Below are 18,663 nucleotides of genomic sequence, written 5' to 3'. Positions count from 1 at the left end.
ATAATTATTAAATGTATTTTTTAGCTGAACGATTCCATATTAAAGCAAATAATCCTCCTCCTAAAAGAGCAGAAATACTGAAAAATATAAATACCCCATTCCAACCATAATTATCGCTAATCCATCCTACGCCGACTCCCGCAATAGCCGCTCCTAAATAACCAAATAACCCTGATAATCCATTAGCCGTACCGACAGCCTGACGGGTACTAAAATCAGCAGCTGCTATACCTACAAGGAGCTGAGGTCCTGAAACAAAAAAGCCTATTAAAGAAAGAATTACTATACTTAATAATTCACTGTGAATAGGAAGTTTCCAAAACAAGACTAACAATAAGCTAAGCAATACCATACATATGGATGCAACAGGACCTCGACGACCTTGAAATAGTTTATCAGATAACACACCTGCTATTAATGCCCCTGGGATACCTATCATTTCATATAAACCGATTTGTAAGCCTGCATTTGCAAGACTTATATTACGTAAATCTTTTAAAAATGTTGGAGCCCAATAAATTACTCCGGAACGTATTATATAAACAAACATGTTTGCTAAACAAACATACCATATTAGCTTATTACAAAAGACCATTTTAAGTAATTGTGGAGTTAATAGCTTTTCATAATCTCCTATAGCTTCAAGCGGATATTCTTTATATTCCTCTACGGTAGATAAACCTACTTCTTTTGGAGAATTACGAAGCCTATTATATAAAAAAAGCGATACTACACAAGCAACTACACCTGGAACAAAAAAGGCAGCTCTCCAATCAAATTTATCGATTAAATAACCGCAGCTTATCATAGCAAGGGCACCACCTATTTGATTAGAAGTTGCACCCATAGCCCATTTAGTTCCAAGTTCTTTTGAAGCGAACCAGTGAGTAAGCATCTTTGTTGCAGGAGGCCAGCCCATAGATTGAAACCAGTTACTGGCTATCCATAAAATTCCTATAAGCCATAAAGAATCTGAAAAACCTATTAGCATAGTAATGATCCCGACAAATAAAAGACCCAAAACCATAAATATCCGAGCATTAACTTTATCGCTAATAAACCCGTTACACGCTTTACTAACTCCATACATAATAGATGAAGCAGTTAATATCCAGCCAATTTGCGTTTTAGTAACCCCAAAATATTCTCTTATAGCAGGAGTTGCTATATTAAAATTCTGACGACAAAAATAAAAAGTTGCGTAACCTATAATAATAGAATACAAAATCCTTACTCGCCAACTATTATATTTTTTTACATATGGCGATCTTGGAGTTTTAATTTTGGATCTTGTATTTGTCATATTATAAACTCTCCGACTATAAAAAAAGCAAGTTTAAGAGTCTAGCAGTAATAAATTTTCATTAATAATTAAAGAGCTTTTTTGCTACAAAAATCTTATAATGTGTAGCAAAAAAGCTCTTTAATTATTAATGAAAATTTATTACTGCTAGACTCTTAGAAGCTTGTTTTTTTATAAAATTAAATTTTAACAAATTCTATTTTTCGGTTTTATTTACCAAAACTTTATACTCTTTATTTAAACCTTTAACGGCATATATCCATAATATTACTATTACAAAGAATATAGAAGCAAAATAAGGAGTTGCCTCTACAAAACCAAATGCAGGAAATAAAATAAAGAATGTAGATTGAATAATAGCACCACCTGATTTACCAAATCTTCCTCCGATAACTTCAACAGCAGCTTGCCCTTTTACTCGTAAATCCTTATCAAGCGGAATATACGCCATGTTTTTAGTGGCATCAAATAAAGAATATTTTACACCTTTACTTAAAACATTTTGAATCATACCGATCATAACAGCAAGTGCTAAAGGACCTGAAGCAAGAATACCTGTTAAATGCATAGCAATAACACTATCAAAAAAGATAAATGCAAAAAACGCTGCACCGGTAATTAACATCATTAATGGAGTTATCATAGCTGCAGTTAGCCATGATACTTTTCTTAAAATATTACTACCTATAAGCATGAAAGCAATTGCAACCCAACCCTGATAAAATTGGAACTTCCCCATATATATAGTGTAAGCCTCTTTCGTCGGATATAATTCTTTTACTTTGGATTTCCAAACACCTTCAACTAAATTTACTGAAACACCGTAAGCAATAAGTAACAATGCAATATAACCTACATACTTAGAAGTAAAGATCATTTTAAAACTGTCTATTAATGACATTTTAGCTTTAGCTTTCTTTTCTTTTACTAATGCCGGATCATAAAGTCTAGGATCGGTTAGAACGTTTTTATTCATCCATCTATATGTTAATATTACCAAAAAGCTACTTGTTATCATTATAACAAATAAAGGCACAAATTTTAGATGTTCTGCAACTATTTGAGTTTTTTCATGCAAGCAATATCCAATAATTACGGATGTTACAGGCAATGCTAAATTAGCAAGTAAACCAAACATTGAGTAAAAACGTTTAGCTTCATCGGTTTTAGTAATTTGGTTAGCAAATTGCCAAAATAATAAACTAAGCATCATTGTTCCCCAAAGCTCTGCCATAGTATAAAAAGATGCAAAACTCCATTTCCCAACTATTCTTATAAACCATTTGACATTAGGATAAGCTACACTCCAAGATTCTATGGTTTCAGGATCAGGATGAACTAAATCAGGGTAAGGGTAAAGAACAAACGCAAATAATGCAAAATACCCTAAGAAAAATGAAGTAATAACATAAAACACGTTTTCTTGCTTTAAAATATCGCAGAGCTTAACATAAATTACCATAGCGATTACGGCAGAAGGTAGTACTATATATGTTTTTAAGAAACTTATTGCTTCTGCTCCTATATCCGTTACTACAAACCCGTCTTTAATTGAACGAAGCGTTGAGTAGTTTAATAAAATACAGAACATCATAAACGCCATAGGAAGAAACTTCTTATTTTCATATCTTTCTATAGGCCAAATTACCTTGCTTAGTTCCGAGAGATAATTGTCATTTTTGGGATTATTCATAAATTAAATTTTTCTATTTATTTTGAAGATAAGTATTATACTAGAATATGTTAGAAAAGTCAAACCTATTGATTTTTCTCAAAAGAAATTAAATAAAATTATTAACTATAGGATGCGTAAAAGAAATATGACAATTTATTTACTTGATTTTAGTTTCTATCTATAATTTTCTATTTATAAATTATTATAATAAAATATATGTCCAAATTAAAAACAGCTCTATTATTAACTGCTATAATTTTTATAACAGGTTGTAAAAGTAATATGAAAAATGAAAACAATATTTCATTACCGCAATATGTAACTTTGAACATTCAAACCTTAAATAGTTCAGAGGATAAAACTATTAGAATAAAGGCAAAAACTTTAAACTTTCCGTTATCTTCAGAAGATTTACGTGATATATCTATTTTAGAAAAGAAATATGATCAAGAAGAAAATTGTGCAGGACTTGCTGCACCGCAAATAGGCATATCAAAATGTATAATAATATTTGCAGTACATGAAGATGCAGAGTTAAAAAAATGGCATCCTGACCTTAAGGATACAATGCCTAAAACTATTTGGATTAACCCCTCATACAAACCGATAGGTATTGATAAACATGAAGATTACGAGGGATGCTTTTCTGTTGAAAATGCTACAGGACCGGTAGCAAGATTCAAGAAAATTCATTATCACGCATATGATATAAATGGCAATCAAATTCAAGGTATCGCAGAAGGATTTTTAGCAAGAGTTATCCAGCATGAAATCGATCATCTAAACGGAAAAGTATTTTTAGATTATGTAGCTCCCAAAAAAATAATGACTAAAGAAGAATATTTAGAAATGCGTAAAAAAGCAATGGAGCAGGAAAATATAAAATCTTAGAGTTCTCTAAATCTCAAATATCATTCTAGCTAAAATTTGAGTATGTCATTCCCGCGAAAATTTACTTTATATTATTTGGTATAATACTATTGAATCGGATACGGGACGCACGCGATGTTCGCCTAAAGCTTCATCTTCATCACCTGTTACATTATTTATAATTTTCCGCCCATGAATAATGTAGAAGAACCGCCACCGTCTAAATTGATTGCCGATTCATATCCAAGTTAACATATAATCTGCAAGTTCTGTTTTAGTTAATCCTATCACAGTATAATTAACCAGGTGTTTTTCTAAAATTTTCAAAGCTTCAGGGATTATTAATTTATCAACATTTATTTCTTTCTCTTGCCGTAATATTGATCTTACTTGCACAAGCTTAAGGTCTTTTACATGTTGCTTATAAATATGCTCGACTACAACTATAACTATAGTGCCGTCATTACACACTCCTAAGGCAGTACGAGCATGAGCCGGATCATCTTGCTTTGGATTATCTACAACATTTTTACCGTTTTGAACCAATAAGGGAATACCGGTTACTATTGAAGCAGTGTTACTTAAATTTATAAGCTTACCGTCTTTATCGATAAATTCCAAAATTAACTTTACAGAATCATTTATATTTACTACCGGCAAACTTGTTGCTTGTGGAAAGGACAATATAAAGCCTTTCTGTGGGATTTGATTATCACCATGCTTACTTATTGCCGTAACAATAAAATTAGACCTATTCTGATCAATCAAAATTTCTTTGTTAGTATACGACGTTAATGTGGTAGACGCCCAAACATCATTATAGAAAGTAATATCTTTTAGGTTTGAAAAATAATGAACTTGATTTGGAATAACAGATTTATCGCCTATTACTACTAAAATTTTTGCACTAGCCTTGGTAATTTGAATATTGCCCTGATCTATAATTAACAAACTTTGTAGTTGTTTTCTAAGGCTAAATAGCTTGCTGTCTATCATTAAAGTAAGACCTGGTCTGCCGTCATCACTACCAGCGATTTCAAAGAATCCGACATTAATAGCAGCAACTGCATTAGTGCGGTATGCCATAACGTTTACTGTTTCTCTGCCTTATCACCTGATTATGAGCTTTAACTAGTTTTAACCCAAAATTCTTAGGATCAATAGTTAAGACATGAATCACATGCTTATCTTTTTCATAACGATTATATGTTAAGCCTTTATATTCCTTTGCGTATGTTTTAAAACTAATTATTAAAGCAAGAAATAATTAAACTAATCTAATCATATTGTTTTACTTTTTTTAACAATAAAATTTAACCATAATGCCTCTTTACTTGGAGAGAATCTCTTACTCTTTTCCGTCCATATTTTAACTATTTCAAAAAGCCTGTTAAAATAAGGTTTTATTGTATCTTCATGCATATTGTAAAAATCGCGATCATCACGTTGTATAATATCTGAACCGTATCCGTAAGAAACATAAAAAATGCCTTCCGGCTTTAATGCAGCATGAATTTTTTATACACATTGATTGTTTCATTATAAGGTACATAAATGAGAGTTGCTTGAGCCCAAACACCATCAAACGACTCCTTAAAATCGATATCTTGAAAAGTGGAGTGCAGTACATCTATTCCGGTTGCTTTTGTAGCTCATTTAACCATTTCGGTTGAACCGTCAAAAGCAGTAACTTGATATCTTTGACTTAAAAAATATTTTGTATCACAACCAACTCCGCAACCTGCATCTACAATATGAGCTTGTTCAGGTAAATAGCTAGTAAATGCTTTATAGTTATCAGACAAATCTGCATTGATTGTTCTGCTATAAAACTCTTGAGCGTTATTATTATAATATTGTATATTTTTCCCAACTATTAGTATATTTATACTCACCAAACAATAACATACAAATAGAAAATACATATAATTTCTATTATATAATAGACTTCTTTTCGAACTCGCTTATAGGGAGGAATTTGGAGGAAACATGGAACGCAGCACCGCAGCGTATAAAAAAGTACGTAAGGATGCGAGTACCGGATTGACGTATAAATTACCCCTAGAAGTAGAGTTCCAAAAGAAGTCTATTGACTATTAGACTTAAAAATGGTCTACTTATCAAGAATAAGGCTTAAGGTTTATATGATAAAAAAAATAATATTTGGAATAGCTATTTTACTTAGTACAAGCTGCTTTGCCAATAGTACAACTTCTGACGGCTCAAAAAAAGATGCAGCAAAAACTAACGATATTACAACACAAAAAATTATAGATGATTTTTCTGCTTACGCCGGCACTATAAAACCGGAAGTACGGGAGGAAATACAAAAATATAGAGTAGCAATAGTCAAGATTAATAAGAAGAAACGTGAACTATATAACAGGCTTTCCAAAGAGGCTCAAAATTTTTTAGCAGAGCAACAAAAATATAAACAAAAACTATCTATCTCTAAGCTAACGGTAGAAAACGACCAAAAGAATAATACTGCTGATTCTAATGATAATAAGAGCAAAGATACAAAATAAATTACTTTTCTTAGCCGTTATTGTGCGGGCCAAAAATCGTCATTGCGAGCAGCCGTAGGCTGTGGCGGCAATCTCATGAAATAATAACAAACTCCTGAGATTGCTTCGTCAATTGCTACGCAATGTCCTCACAATGACGGATAAACCTATCCATACAACAACTCCGCTTTTAGCTAGGTATTTCATAAATCTGCTCTACTACACCATCAAGACCCATTAAAAAAGTATAAACTTTTAATTGGGGGAATTTTTCTTTTATTATATCACGGGCCTTGTTTAAAATTGCTGCATGTGCTGCCGTTTCTTTTTCCTTGGTATTTAGCTGTTCCTGACCTATAAGTATTTTATAAGCTCCACATTCTCTATGATCAAGAAAAACAATTTGTTTTATGTTATGTAATTCTTGCAAAATTTCAATAGTATCTTCTATTGTTTTTCCCCAATAAGTATATTTGTCGTTAATGAGAGCAAGCGATGCACCGGGCAGTGATACTTTATCAAAATTATCTTCTAATCCTAATTGCTTCATTAATTTATCTGTTTCGTCTATTAATCTAAAATCTACACAACTAATTAAAAGAGTAGAAGCTTCATTTAATGTTTTTAAATGTTCATTACTTACTTCTACCTTCACAACTTTCTTATTGGCAATTATATCATTGTTAGCAGCGTAAAGATTTAAACTAGACACCATAATAAACCCTAAAATTATATATTTTACATGTATCATAAAATTCCCCTATTTAAAAATATTTCTTACAGGCTTTAAAATAAGAATAACCTGTAATGATTGTTAAAAAAGCGGCAATCCATAAAATTATTTCCCCTACTATATCTAAATAAATAATTCCTGAACCTTTTGAGCCTAGTATCAATATCGATAAAGCAAACATTTGTAAAAACGTTTTTACCTTAGCAAGTCTCGATACAGGCACACTAACCTTTACTAGAGCTAAAAATTCCCGAAGACCGCTAACTAAAAATTCTCGTGCTAAAATTAATAAGCAAGGTATCTCATCTACATTATCTTTTTTTAGTAGCATGATAATAACGCAACCTACAAGTAGCTTATCTGCTATAGGGTCAAACATCTTGCCGAAACTTGTAACTAAATTATATTTTCTTGCAATATAACCGTCAAAAAAATCCGTAATACTAGCTAAAACAAATAATAATGCCCCAAGTGTACGTGCAAGTGAATTATTTATATAAAATACCAGTATAATAACTGGAATTACCATTATTCGAGCAATAGTTAGATAATTAGGTAAATTTTTATCTATTCTCATTAATTAATTAAATTTATTAATATAATATTGTTGAATGATGGATAGAATATTATTCCAAGACCAATATATTAAAAGTCCCACAGGAAAACTACTAAACATAAATAAAAAAATTAGCGGCATAAATTTCATTACTTGAGCTTGCATCGGATCCGCAGGTTCAGGACTCATTTTTTGCTGTAAGAACATAGTAATAGCCATTAAAATAGGCCATGCTCCAATCATTAAAAATGACGGCGGCGAAAACGGTAATAAGCCGAATAAATTAAAAATAGTAGTAGGATCAGATGCAGATAAGTCTTTAATCCAGCCGTAAAACGGTGCTTGCCGCATTTCAATAGTTACATATAATACTTTATAAATGGAGAAAAATACCGGAATTTGAACAAGTATAGGTAAACAACCAGCTACCGGATTTACTTTTTCTTTTTTATATAAAGCCATAATTTCTTGATTTAAACGTGCTTTATCATCACTGTATAAATTTTTTATCCTATCGATTTCCGGCTGTAAATTTTTCATTTTTTTCATCGAACGATAAGACTTATTGGCTAAAGTAAACATTAATAGCTTAATTATAACCGTAACAATTAATATACTAACACCGAAATTACCGACATAGCCATAGAAAAAATTCATGGCGTAGAAAACCGGTTTGGTAATTATATAGAACCAGCCGAAATCAATAGCTCTATCAAATAATTTAATATCATATTGCTTTTCATATTTATCAAGCAAGTCTACTTTTTTTGCTCCAGCAAAAATTCTGCTTTTAATTGAAAAATTTTCGCCGGGCTTTATTATTTGTACCGGTGAAATAAAATCTACCTGATATCTTTCAGTCCCTTGCTTAAGAGCATAATTAAAATTCGAGCTGTAATTACTTGATTTATCCGGAATCAAGGAAGATAACCAATATTTATCGGTAATCCCTATCCAGTCAACCTTACTTGCTGCAAATTTTTCACTTTTCTTATCTTTAATATCATCATAAGAATATTCTTTAAGATTCTCGTCTATACACCCGATAGGTCCTTGATGTAATATATTCACCGCTTTCTCTACGGCAATATATTTACGATTTATTAAACCGTAAGATTGCACAGGAAGTTCTTTATCACTATTATTAACGATGGTTTGCTCTATAGTAAATAAATAGTTTTCATCGACAGTAATAGTAACTAAAAATTTAACTCCGTCTTCATTAACCCAAAATAAATGCACAGGTTTTTCAGGGCTTAATATTTCACTATCACTATTCCATATAGTATCGTTGTTAGGGAGTTTTACACTAGATAAATTACTAACTAAACCAACTTCAGCAAAATATGCATTTTCTGTATTAGCCGGTGAAAATAATCTCACTTCAGGACTATTTTTAGATAAATCTTGTTTATATTTCTTTAATATTAAATCATCAAATCTAAGTCCTTTTAATGAAATAGAACCGGTAAGTGATTCAGATTCTATTTTAATACGCTGTACTTGACTTTCTTCTTGCACAACAATACCAGTTGCAGGTTCGACTAAAGCTTTTAACTGTTGTTTCTTTAAATTTTCTGCTTTCTGCACTGCTATTTGCTGTTGCTGTTTTTTTTGTTCAGGTTTTACAACAAAATACTGCCAACCGAAAATTATACTTAAAGACAGTATAATAGCGGCTATTAAATTAATTATATTATTATTCATTCCTAGGTCTTAAATTTTAATATTTTTAAAGCTTTAAGTTTTAAAGCATTTAGAGCAAATAATCAAGTAGTATAATATACTTCTTTGCTTTCAAAAGTAGTAAATATCCAAGCTGAAAGACAACTTCCATCTTGGATACAAATTTAATTTATTTTTTTATTTTTACTACTTTTCATTTTACTTCGGATATATTATACCACTCCTACATTCTGAAATATTTTTAATTTAAATTCAGGAAGTATAGAAATGAAATGTTCAGAAATATTGTCCTGTATATTTTCATAACCTACTAAATTTACTTCTTTAACAAAGATATATATTTCTATAGGCAACCCATTAATCGTAGGTTCAAGCTGTCTTACTAGAAAAGTAAACCCTTCGGTATAAACTGCTGGATTATTTTTTAGATATTCCTGAATATATAATTTGAATAGTTTAATGTTGGTTAAATCTTTCTCTTCTTTATCAAGAGTGATTTTATCTATTACATCCTTTGATATATAAGGAGATTTTTTTAGTGCTTTTAAAATAGTAGCATCACAGAAGTTAATAGTTGCCATATTAATATTAAATACTCTCTTTACCCTTCTTGCTCCTGATTCACTAATTCCTCTATAATTAGTTACGTTAGAATTTAAAATGCTGTAAGTAGGAACTGTGGAAATAGATTGGTCAAAATTCCTAATTGTTACTACGGAAATAGTAATTTTTTCAACTGTTCCTTCAATTGCGCCTATACGTACCCAGTCTCCAATATTAATAATTTCTTGAGTAGTTAGTTGCAAGCTTGCAAGTAATCCTAAAACGGTATCTTTGAAAACAAATGTTAAAAGAGCTGCGGCTGCACCTAAGCTTGTTAAGAATGTACTAAGCGAAATATTTAATATATATGAAATAGTTACCATTGCTGCAATAACTATGACAATAATTTTTAATATTTGAAAATATAAGCTAAGCGGTGCATTTTTTGTAACGGCTTTGATTCTATTGTGATACAGATCTGCAAAAGCATCTATAAGCGTTAATAATAACATCGTCACAGATATACCAGTATATAAGATTACTATAGTATCTTTGATTCCCAGTAATACATGTGCTTTAAAAGAAGTAGGATGAAAAATCTTTCCCCAACATATAAAGTAAAGTGCTAATAAAGTATGTAATAAATAACGAAATATAGGATATTTTTTTATCCTTTCATAATCATCATAATGATGTCTAGTTAAATAATTTTTTACCGGAATAAAAATTAATCTTTTAATTAGAAATATCACCGGTATAAGAGATACTAACATAACAAACAATAATACTAACTCAGTACTTGAGGTATGATATAGATCCATTAAATATTGCATATTTTACCTATCATTATTATTATAAATACAAATCTTTTTTATTATTACTAAGAATTTTATTTTTATCAATAATTTTAACTCAAAAGAATTTGGTATTGCTAAGCAAATATAGATACTGTCATTGCAAAGCCACGACGCAGCTGCGGCAACCCATAAAAATAATAAAAAACTGAATTGCCTAGTCAATTACTTACGTAATTTTCCGTAACTCAGACGTTAAATGAATTAAATAACTTATTTATCTATGACATTTCCTAATATCAATCCAATTATTTTCTCTATAGGTCCACTTGCTATCTCTTGGTATTCTCTTTCATATGTAATAGGAATTTTGCTAGGCTGGTTCTATGCAAATAAAATTGTAGAAAAATTTAAGCCTCAAATTACCAAAAAAAATCTAGAAGATTTCATTACTTATGCCGTTATAGGCATAATAGTCGGAGGCAGACTAGGGTTTGTTTTATTATATAACCCTTCTAGATATTTTTCAAATCCAATAGATATCTTAAAAACTTATGAAGGCGGGATGTCTTTCCATGGCGGAGCTTTAGGGGGGATTATTGCTGCTTATTTGTTTTGCCGAAAATATAAAATTAATTTTTTAAGTCTCACGGATATAATAGCCCCTGTAGTACCTATCGGATTATTTTTAGGTAGAATCGCTAATTTTATTAACGGCGAACTATACGGACGTATTACAAATTCTTCTTTTGGTATGATTTTTCCGAATAGCGATTTGATGCCAAGACATCCTAGTCAACTATATGAAGCTTTTTTTGAAGGTTTAGTATTATTTAGTATCTTAGCATATACAACATTTAAGCACAAAACTCTTAAAAAGTGCGGTTTAAACTCAGGAATATTTTTCACATTTTACGGTCTTTTCCGAATCACTATTGAAATATTTAGAGAACCCGACATACAAATCGGGTTTATTTTAGATAGCTTAACTATGGGACAAATTTTATCTGTACCTATGTTACTTTTAGGAAGTTATTTAATATGTCAATCGAATCCAAAATAAGACAATTAATTGATCAAAACGGTTATATTACTTGCGATGTCCTCATGCAGGAGGTATTAAACTTAAATCCTACTTCCTATTATAAGCAAGTAAAATCATTAGCTAATGAAGGTGACTTTGTTACGGCTCCTGAAATTTCACAGCTATTCGGTGAAATTATCGGCTTATGGTGTATCAGAGAGTGGCAAAGAATTGGCTGCCCAAAAAGTCTTAGTTTAGTAGAGCTTGGTCCTGGTCGAGGTCTATTAATGCGTGATTTACTACGTACTGCAAAATTAGTACCGGAATTTTATAAAGCCTTATCAATTGAACTAATAGAAATTAATAAAAATTTTATTGCTTATCAAAAGGCTAATTTACAAGATATTAATTTACCGATTAGTCATCAATCATTTGTAGAAGATATACCAAAAAAACCTACTATAATAATAGCTAACGAATTCTTTGATGCTATACCGATAAAGCAATATATTAAAGTCAAGGAATTATGGTATGAAAGAATATTTGTAGTGCAGCCGGTAGACGAAAGAATTAAATACGATAAAATAAGCGTTAATAAGCAACTACAAGAATATCTGCTGTGTACTCATATTGAAGCAAAAGACGGGGCAGTACTTGAAGAATCTTATAAATCGATAGAAATTATAAAATTTATAGCGCAGCATCTAAAAAGACTAAGCGGCAGTGGCTTAATAATAGATTACGGCTATGATATAGCTCCGAATGGTAGAACTAGATATCAATATAATCAAACATTACAAGCGGTTAAAAACCATAAATATTGCCCCATCCTTGAAAATCTTGGAGAAGCTGATTTATCGGCACATGTGGATTTTTATGCATTGAAGACGGTAGCTAAAAACAGCAAAATAAACGTAATAGATACAATATCGCAACGAGATTTTTTAATAGAAAATGGAATCTTATTACGTAAACAAACATTGCAAGACAAGCTTAATGATAGACATCTTGCCAAATTCGCTTATAGAGAGGAATTTAAAGGAGACACGAAACGCAGCACCGCAGCGTACACTTTAGTACGTGAGGATGCGAGTATCGGATCGACGTATAAATTACCTCTAGAAGTAGAGTTTGGCAAGATGTCTGAGCAGGCACAAATAATAGAAAGACAGGTAGAAAGACTAATATCACCGAAACAAATGGGAGAATTATTTAAAGTATTACAAATTATGAATTAATTTAGGTTTTGTAAACATTTCTAAAAAGATTTAATTTTGGCTATTTGTTGCTGCAAATTATAAGATTTTTTTGAAATATGACTAACTATTCCGCAAAAATCTTATTAATTTTTGTTACAAAATACCTCAAAATAGCAAATCAACTAGAAATGTCCACAAAAAAACCTAGGTTCTGAGTCTTGATTATAAATGGACAACTTAAGTCCCCTTCTTCACATTTCAGCATGGCTTCAAATTCTTTTTTATACGCTCTTCGGTTTTTCCTGTAAGATGTAAGACACATAAGCAGTATCATTGGATATACGGAACCGCCATAAACCCCAAAACTTCGAAATTCACAATCAGCATCTCGGTACTTAATCCATAAATTTGGGGATTTTTTAAGTAAATTAACTTGTTCTCGTTTGTCTGAAATATGTTTTAATATTTCTTTGGTATATTTGATTTAGTTTCTTATCAACTTTCTTATATTCTGCAGCGACACAATAATTCATGTCACCTTGTATCATGGTATTATTACAATCAACAGAAAATAATTGCTTTTTTCATTATTTTATCATTTTTAAAAATAATTAATTAAGAATCACAAACCGTGACGTTCTGCAATTAAACTTTTTATTTTACCGATAGCTTTAGCAGGATTTAAACCTTTCGGGCAGGTCTTAGTACAGTTCATAATCGTATGACAACGGTAAAGCTTAAATGGGTCTTCTAAAGCTTCAAGACGTTCACCGGTATTATCATCCCTTGAATCGGCAATCCATCTATATGCTTGTAGTAAAATCGCAGGACCCAAATATTTATCACCGTTCCACCAATAACTAGGACAAGAAGTAGAACAGCAAGCACATAATATACACTCATATAAACCGTCAAGCTTTTCTCGGTCTTTAATCGACTGTAACCTTTCAGAGTTTGAAGGGGTAGGGCTATCGGTTTTGAGCCAAGGTTCTATAGATTCGTATTGTGCATAAAAATGCGACATATCAGGTACTAAATCTTTCACTACTTTCATATGAGGAAGCGGATAGATTTTGATATCGCCTGATATATCTTCTATTGGTTTTATGCATGCTAAAGTATTTGTACCGTCAATATTCATTGCACAACTACCGCAAATTCCTTCCCGACAAGAACGCCTAAAAGTTAAAGTAGAATCGATTTCGTTTTTGATTTTAATTAAAGCATCTAAAATCATCGGTCCGGTTTTGCTTAAATCTATCTCAAAACTATCGATAGTAGGATTCTTATCAAGATCAGGGTCATACCTATAAATTTTTATCTTTCTAGGTTTAAGCATTTCCTCTTGTTCTTTATGCTCTCTACCTTTTTTTACTACTGAATTTGGCGGTAACCTTAACTCTGCCATTTTAAGTACTCTCTTAAAATTTGTTTTTAGAACTATACAAAATAATTAGCTAATTCACAATCTTTCATACCTGTTACGTGGATGACATTAATGTCTCTAGGTTGCCATGCTACTTACAGTTACTCACAAGGTATTGCCAGCGTGGATACCGATGTCATTCCCGCAGCAGCAGGAATCCAGAAAAAATAGTCTTAGTACTAACAAAATAAACCTAAAAAAACAAAGATTCCCGCTTCTGCGGGAATGACATCAAGAGCATTTACTGGTCCACGCAACAACGCCTACTCACAATGACGATATTTATAGTTAGCAATCCATATACGAAGATCAACTGTAAAAAGAGCCAGGAGTTCACAAGACGAGGAACGCAGCATATACTTAATACGTGAGTACCGCAGTACTTGTAGAACGACTTAGCCAATTTTTAAAGTTGATCGAGTATATTCCATTATCCATTAAACTGCTCTTTTATTGAGTCATATATGGTTTGTGATATTGTACTATTCTGATTATTTCATACAAAAGTCTACATGGCTTATCACCGAAATTTCTTTTATATGCTTCTTGTACGTCTTTGTCTATGAAAAAATACATTCAAGACCCTTTATTTCCAAGGCTTTTCTAAAACCACCGATACCACAAAATAAATCTATAAATTTATACATAAATTATACTACTAAACTTAGGAAGCGTAATTTTCTTTTTTAGCTTTAGTTGTTTTTGTTTTCTCAGGTGATTTTTCTTTATCTATTTTTATAGTAGATGAATCATTAAAAGGAAATTTATTCTCCTCTTCTGAATCTAAAGCTCTACCACTAAGTAAATTTTTAATTTGCTGACCGGACAATGTCTCATATTCAATTAAAGCATTTGCTAAGGTATGAAGTTGATCTATATGTTTTGTTAAAATATCTTTTGCAAATTCATATCCTTGCGTAATAATTCTTTTAACTTCAGCATCAATTAACTCTGCAGTAGCTTCCGAGGTTTCATTATTAGGTTGTCTACCATACATATCATCACCACTTGAACCGTGAAATATCGGTCCTATTAAATCACTTAAACCTGCTTTTGTAACCATCGCTCTGGCAATATTAGTTGCACCTTTTATATCCGACGAAGCTCCTGAGGTAACTTTATTTCTACCGAAAATAATTTCCTCCGCTACTCTTCCTGCCATATAAACTGCTATAGATGATTCCATCTGTTCACGATTCTGAGAATATTCATCAGTTTCAGGAAGTCTTTGCACCATCCCAAGAGCATTACCACGCGGTATAATCGTAGCCTTATGAATAGGCGATGCTGCAGGACAATAAAGTCCTACTAATGCATGTCCGCCTTCATGATATGCAGTCAACCTTTTTTCTTTCTCCGACATTGCAATGGAGCGACGTGCAACTCCCATCAGCACCTTATCTTTTGCCTCTTCCATGTCGTGCATATCTACTTCTTTCTTACCAAGCCTTGCAGCAATAAGAGCAGCTTCATTAACTAAGTTAGCAAGTTCAGCACCGGAAAAGCCCGGGGTACCGCGAGCAATAATTCGTGCTAGTACCGTACTATTATATTTAATTTTCTTTAAATGTACTTTTAGAATTTGCTCACGACCGTTTATATCAGGGTTTGCAACGGCAATTTGACGATCAAACCTACCGGGACGCAATAATGCACGATCAAGAACGTCAGGACGGTTTGTAGCTGCAATGATCACAACTCCCTCGTTTGCTTCAAATCCATCCATTTCGACTAACATTTGGTTTAAGGTTTGCTCACGTTCATCATTGCCGCCACCCATACCGATACCTCTATGACGACCTACCGCATCAATTTCATCGATAAAGATAATACAAGGAGCATTACGTTTACCCTGTTCAAACATGTCACGCACACGGCTTGCACCGACACCTACAAACATTTCAACAAAATCAGAGCCGGATATGCTAAAAAACGGAACATTAGCCTCACCTGCAATTGCTTTAGCAAGAAGTGTCTTACCGGTTCCAGGAGGACCTATAAGTAAGCAGCCTTTCGGTATTTTACCACCAAGCTTTTGGAACTTGCTTGGATCCCTTAAAAAATCTACTATTTCAGTTAATTCTTCTTTTGCTTCATCGATACCTGCTACATCTTTAAAGGTAATTTTTGGTCCTTTATCTGATAGCAACCTAGCTTTAGATTTTCCAAACCCCATGGCTTTCCCACCTCCATGCATTTGACGCATGAAAAAAACCCAAACACCTATCAATAAAAGCATAGGAAACCAAGAAATTAAAAAGCCTAAAAAGGTATTCATTCTTGTTTCAAGAGGCACTACTTCAATATTAACGTCATTGCTAGTAAGACGATTTACTAAATCAGGATAATCAGGAGCATAAGTATTAAAAGTAGAGCCGTCATTTGAAGTGCCTTCAATTACTCTACCCTGAATTTTTACCGAATTAACGGTCTTTTCATCAACTCGTGTTAAAAAATCCGAGAAAGTTATATTATTTCTTCCACCAAGTAAACTGTCAGATTGGAACACATTAAAAAGTAATATTACAAAAATAAAAAGTGTTGCCCAAGCTAAAATACTTCTACCTTGATTATTCATCGATATAAAACCTAATAAAAATTTTTATTGGTATAAGAGAGGTCTGTAAATAAATTTTATCGTTAAAATTTATTTACAGATAACCTCTTAAATACCGGTGTTAGCAAAAATGGGTGAAACGAGATACAAAATTTGGAGAAAAAGATACTTCAAAGTTCCACATGTCGTTATCATAATATGATATATGTGGTATTGCTATAACTTTTTCAAGTATTTTAATGATAGGTAAGGTCAATAAAACTGCATTGTGGTTTTTGCAGGATAGATTTTTCAAAGGTTCTAAATCTAATTGTTTCTTTATTATTTTATAATCTTTTAACGATAGATGAGTTACAAAACAATTTGGAGTTTCTTGATTTTTTGTGATACAAAATCTATTATCCCAAATAACGGATTTATCTAGTAATATTTTACTCTCAGGCAATTTTTTGCCGAATTCCCTGTATATAAGTAACTCGTTTTGTATGCGCTTAATTATACAGCCATGAAGTGTATTCTTAAAGTTTACGTCTTGAGTAATTAATTTCAAAATAGGTTCTACCGAATAAAAACGAGCTGCTCTAGATTGTCCACTAATTATTATCAGTAAAAAATTAATTATTTGTACTTTCACCTCATTTGAAAACTTATCAAATTTAACTAAATCAAGAAAAGCAAAGCCATATTCAAAAATCTTGACCGCTTCAGCTATCGCCGATATTAATTCAGGCTTAAACTCGTTTTCTATAAGTTTGTTGGTTTTAAGTTGTTGTGAGATTATTGCGGCTTTAGACATCTTTCCACACTTCGCTTCTAGAGATAATTTAGACGCCGTTCCGGTACTCGCATCCTCACGTACTAAAGTGTACGCTGCGGTGCTGCGTTCCGTGTCTCCTTTAAATTCCTCTCTATAAACTGGTTTGGAAAAATGTCTAATATAATCTGCACCTTTAGCTAATTTTTGCCTAATAACATTTCGTCTATATTTATCAGATGAATTTGACTCATCTTCAAACCATTTTATATTATGCCTGACTAAATATTCTACTAATTCACTTTTTGGAATATTATATAGCGGTCTAATTATTTGTATATTATTATACCAATTGATATTACTGCTACTAAGTCCAAATATACCGCTATTACGCTCTAATCTTAAACAAAAATTTTCTACGTAATCATCTTCATGATGAGCAGTTAAAAGTACTAATATATCGAGTTCTAGACATAGATTTGTCATCAAATCATAGCGTCCTTCTCTTGCTCTTTCTTGTAAATTGGAAAAATTATTTTGATGGTCAAAAGATAAACTATAATGCTTGCGATTTAGACTATTACTGATATTTTGGATATAATGGGTCTCTTGCTTCGACTGTTCCCGTAAGTTATGATCAACCGATATAACAAATAATTCTATATTATTTTTCTCTGCCCAAATATTAGCAAGATAAAGAAGTGCTACCGAATCGCTCCCACCAGATACTGCAATCGATATTTTAGATAAGCCAAAATTACCTATTAGATTATTGATATTATACTCAAATTTTTCATATAGCATAGTTGAAAAATGTTAGTACTGTAAAGTGTTTGGATATTGTGGTCAAACTTAGTAGTATATCATTTCCGCGTAGGCGGGACGTTGTTGCATGGCTCTTATGTCATTCCTGCGAAAGCAGGAACCCAGAAAAAAAGTATAAATACAGCAAATTCTTGAAATTAAAAGCTCGATTTATCTCGCTTTATGCTGGATGCCCGCCTACACGGGAATGACATCGAGCAAGTTTCTCAAT

Annotated in this window: 18 protein-coding genes and 2 pseudogenes; 5 read left to right on the top strand and 15 right to left on the bottom strand. The window is 32.0% G+C overall.

Annotated elements, in window-relative coordinates; genetic code table 11:
* Window positions 1–7 precede the first annotated feature (7 nt).
* On the bottom strand, window positions 8–1,303 hold the full coding sequence (locus RC_RS00430) for an MFS transporter (protein ID WP_010976766.1): 1,296 nt from the start codon (window positions 1,301–1,303) through the stop codon (window positions 8–10).
* Between the two features lie 196 nt (window positions 1,304–1,499).
* Window positions 1,500–2,996 carry an ATP/ADP exchange transporter Tlc1 gene (gene tlc1 / locus RC_RS00425; RefSeq protein ID WP_010976765.1) on the bottom strand — a complete coding sequence of 499 codons (1,497 nt, stop codon included), beginning with the start codon at window positions 2,994–2,996 and terminating at the stop codon, window positions 1,500–1,502.
* A 198-nt stretch (window positions 2,997–3,194) separates the two neighbouring features.
* Between tlc1 and RC_RS00420 the strand changes: the two genes are divergently transcribed.
* Window positions 3,195–3,869, top strand: coding sequence for a peptide deformylase (locus tag RC_RS00420; protein ID WP_010976764.1), 675 nt, complete (start codon window positions 3,195–3,197; stop codon window positions 3,867–3,869).
* A 155-nt stretch (window positions 3,870–4,024) separates the two neighbouring features.
* Here RC_RS00420 and RC_RS10670 read toward each other — a convergent pair whose 3' ends face one another.
* From RC_RS10670 to RC_RS00405, 4 genes are all read right to left on the bottom strand, one after another.
* Window positions 4,025–4,078 carry a hypothetical protein gene (locus RC_RS10670; protein ID WP_152023032.1) on the bottom strand — a complete coding sequence of 18 codons (54 nt, stop codon included), beginning with the start codon at window positions 4,076–4,078 and terminating at the stop codon, window positions 4,025–4,027.
* Window positions 4,079–4,085: 7 nt separating this feature from the next.
* A complete protein-coding gene (locus RC_RS08290; protein ID WP_010976763.1) occupies window positions 4,086–4,934 on the bottom strand; it encodes a phosphodiester glycosidase family protein in 849 nt (282 codons plus the stop codon).
* 195 nt (window positions 4,935–5,129) lie between these two features.
* On the bottom strand, window positions 5,130–5,270 hold the full coding sequence (locus RC_RS10025) for a hypothetical protein (protein ID WP_016769756.1): 141 nt from the start codon (window positions 5,268–5,270) through the stop codon (window positions 5,130–5,132).
* A gap of 230 nt (window positions 5,271–5,500) precedes the next feature.
* The gene (locus RC_RS00405) at window positions 5,501–5,743 is read right to left on the bottom strand and encodes a hypothetical protein (RefSeq protein WP_016830603.1); all 243 of its coding nucleotides are present in this window, start codon (window positions 5,741–5,743) and stop codon (window positions 5,501–5,503) included.
* 43 nt (window positions 5,744–5,786) lie between these two features.
* Here RC_RS00405 and RC_RS07030 point away from each other — a divergent pair.
* A pseudogene (locus RC_RS07030) lies at window positions 5,787–5,942 on the top strand (palindromic element RPE1 domain-containing protein); the annotation flags it as partial.
* Between the two features lie 50 nt (window positions 5,943–5,992).
* Entirely contained in the window at window positions 5,993–6,376 is a 384-nt protein-coding gene (locus tag RC_RS00400) for a hypothetical protein (RefSeq protein ID WP_016830601.1), read from the top strand.
* A gap of 169 nt (window positions 6,377–6,545) precedes the next feature.
* Here the strand turns inward: RC_RS00400 and RC_RS00395 are convergent, their stop codons facing one another.
* The 4 genes from RC_RS00395 to RC_RS00380 all read right to left on the bottom strand — a co-directional run bounded on the left by RC_RS00395 (window position 6,546) and on the right by RC_RS00380 (window position 10,706).
* Window positions 6,546–7,106 carry a carbonic anhydrase gene (locus tag RC_RS00395; protein WP_004996838.1) on the bottom strand — a complete coding sequence of 187 codons (561 nt, stop codon included), beginning with the start codon at window positions 7,104–7,106 and terminating at the stop codon, window positions 6,546–6,548.
* 13 nt (window positions 7,107–7,119) lie between these two features.
* The gene (gene pgsA, locus RC_RS00390; protein WP_010976760.1) at window positions 7,120–7,665 is read right to left on the bottom strand and encodes a CDP-diacylglycerol--glycerol-3-phosphate 3-phosphatidyltransferase; all 546 of its coding nucleotides are present in this window, start codon (window positions 7,663–7,665) and stop codon (window positions 7,120–7,122) included.
* 3 nt (window positions 7,666–7,668) lie between these two features.
* The gene (yidC, locus tag RC_RS00385; protein ID WP_010976759.1) at window positions 7,669–9,351 is read right to left on the bottom strand and encodes a membrane protein insertase YidC; all 1,683 of its coding nucleotides are present in this window, start codon (window positions 9,349–9,351) and stop codon (window positions 7,669–7,671) included.
* A 191-nt stretch (window positions 9,352–9,542) separates the two neighbouring features.
* The gene (locus tag RC_RS00380; protein WP_010976758.1) at window positions 9,543–10,706 is read right to left on the bottom strand and encodes a mechanosensitive ion channel family protein; all 1,164 of its coding nucleotides are present in this window, start codon (window positions 10,704–10,706) and stop codon (window positions 9,543–9,545) included.
* 244 nt (window positions 10,707–10,950) lie between these two features.
* Here RC_RS00380 and lgt point away from each other — a divergent pair, with 244 nt between their 5' ends.
* A complete protein-coding gene (gene lgt / locus RC_RS00375) occupies window positions 10,951–11,730 on the top strand; it encodes a prolipoprotein diacylglyceryl transferase (protein WP_010976757.1) in 780 nt (259 codons plus the stop codon).
* Entirely contained in the window at window positions 11,709–12,929 is a 1,221-nt protein-coding gene (locus RC_RS00370) for a class I SAM-dependent methyltransferase (RefSeq protein ID WP_010976756.1), read from the top strand. The genes lgt and RC_RS00370 overlap by 22 nt, the downstream gene beginning before the upstream one ends.
* A gap of 139 nt (window positions 12,930–13,068) precedes the next feature.
* On the opposite strand, the pseudogene RC_RS10930 reads toward RC_RS00370, so the two are convergent.
* From RC_RS10930 to tilS, 5 genes and pseudogenes are all read right to left on the bottom strand, one after another.
* Window positions 13,069–13,423, bottom strand: a pseudogene (locus RC_RS10930) (lysozyme inhibitor LprI family protein).
* Between the two features lie 89 nt (window positions 13,424–13,512).
* Complete coding sequence (locus tag RC_RS00360; RefSeq protein ID WP_010976754.1) at window positions 13,513–14,298, bottom strand: succinate dehydrogenase iron-sulfur subunit; 786 nt, start codon at window positions 14,296–14,298, stop codon at window positions 13,513–13,515.
* 578 nt (window positions 14,299–14,876) lie between these two features.
* Window positions 14,877–14,963, bottom strand: coding sequence for a DNA cytosine methyltransferase (locus RC_RS10020; RefSeq protein ID WP_071597771.1), 87 nt, complete (start codon window positions 14,961–14,963; stop codon window positions 14,877–14,879).
* A gap of 17 nt (window positions 14,964–14,980) precedes the next feature.
* Window positions 14,981–16,894, bottom strand: a complete 1,914-nt coding sequence (gene ftsH / locus RC_RS00355; protein ID WP_010976753.1) for an ATP-dependent zinc metalloprotease FtsH — start codon at window positions 16,892–16,894, stop codon at window positions 14,981–14,983.
* A 100-nt stretch (window positions 16,895–16,994) separates the two neighbouring features.
* Window positions 16,995–18,431: a tRNA lysidine(34) synthetase TilS gene (tilS, locus tag RC_RS00350; protein ID WP_010976752.1), complete on the bottom strand. Its 1,437-nt coding sequence runs from the start codon at window positions 18,429–18,431 to the stop codon at window positions 16,995–16,997.
* Window positions 18,432–18,663: the final 232 nt, after the last annotated feature.

The organism is Rickettsia conorii str. Malish 7 (genome assembly GCF_000007025.1).
Lineage (GTDB): Bacteria > Pseudomonadota > Alphaproteobacteria > Rickettsiales > Rickettsiaceae > Rickettsia > Rickettsia rickettsii.
This window is presented reverse-complemented; position numbering and strand designations above follow the sequence as displayed.

What these genes read in the sequence shown, in the direction of transcription:
- RC_RS00395 (WP_004996838.1), bottom strand. Translation starts at nt 7,106, where the DNA reads ATGATACATGTAAAATATATAATTTTAGGGTTTATTATGGTGTCTAGT.
- RC_RS08290 (WP_010976763.1), bottom strand. Translation starts at nt 4,934, where the DNA reads ATGGCATACCGCACTAATGCAGTTGCTGCTATTAATGTCGGATTCTTT.
- pgsA (WP_010976760.1), bottom strand. Translation starts at nt 7,665, where the DNA reads ATGAGAATAGATAAAAATTTACCTAATTATCTAACTATTGCTCGAATA.
- RC_RS00370 (WP_010976756.1), top strand. Translation starts at nt 11,709, where the DNA reads ATGTCAATCGAATCCAAAATAAGACAATTAATTGATCAAAACGGTTAT.
- yidC (WP_010976759.1), bottom strand. Translation starts at nt 9,351, where the DNA reads ATGAATAATAATATAATTAATTTAATAGCCGCTATTATACTGTCTTTA.
- RC_RS00420 (WP_010976764.1), top strand. Translation starts at nt 3,195, where the DNA reads ATGTCCAAATTAAAAACAGCTCTATTATTAACTGCTATAATTTTTATA.
- tilS (WP_010976752.1), bottom strand. Translation starts at nt 18,431, where the DNA reads ATGCTATATGAAAAATTTGAGTATAATATCAATAATCTAATAGGTAAT.
- RC_RS10025 (WP_016769756.1), bottom strand. Translation starts at nt 5,270, where the DNA reads ATGCATGAAGATACAATAAAACCTTATTTTAACAGGCTTTTTGAAATA.
- RC_RS00430 (WP_010976766.1), bottom strand. Translation starts at nt 1,303, where the DNA reads ATGACAAATACAAGATCCAAAATTAAAACTCCAAGATCGCCATATGTA.
- tlc1 (WP_010976765.1), bottom strand. Translation starts at nt 2,996, where the DNA reads ATGAATAATCCCAAAAATGACAATTATCTCTCGGAACTAAGCAAGGTA.
- RC_RS10020 (WP_071597771.1), bottom strand. Translation starts at nt 14,963, where the DNA reads ATGTATAAATTTATAGATTTATTTTGTGGTATCGGTGGTTTTAGAAAA.
- ftsH (WP_010976753.1), bottom strand. Translation starts at nt 16,894, where the DNA reads ATGAATAATCAAGGTAGAAGTATTTTAGCTTGGGCAACACTTTTTATT.
- lgt (WP_010976757.1), top strand. Translation starts at nt 10,951, where the DNA reads ATGACATTTCCTAATATCAATCCAATTATTTTCTCTATAGGTCCACTT.
- RC_RS00360 (WP_010976754.1), bottom strand. Translation starts at nt 14,298, where the DNA reads ATGGCAGAGTTAAGGTTACCGCCAAATTCAGTAGTAAAAAAAGGTAGA.
- RC_RS00400 (WP_016830601.1), top strand. Translation starts at nt 5,993, where the DNA reads ATGATAAAAAAAATAATATTTGGAATAGCTATTTTACTTAGTACAAGC.
- RC_RS00380 (WP_010976758.1), bottom strand. Translation starts at nt 10,706, where the DNA reads ATGCAATATTTAATGGATCTATATCATACCTCAAGTACTGAGTTAGTA.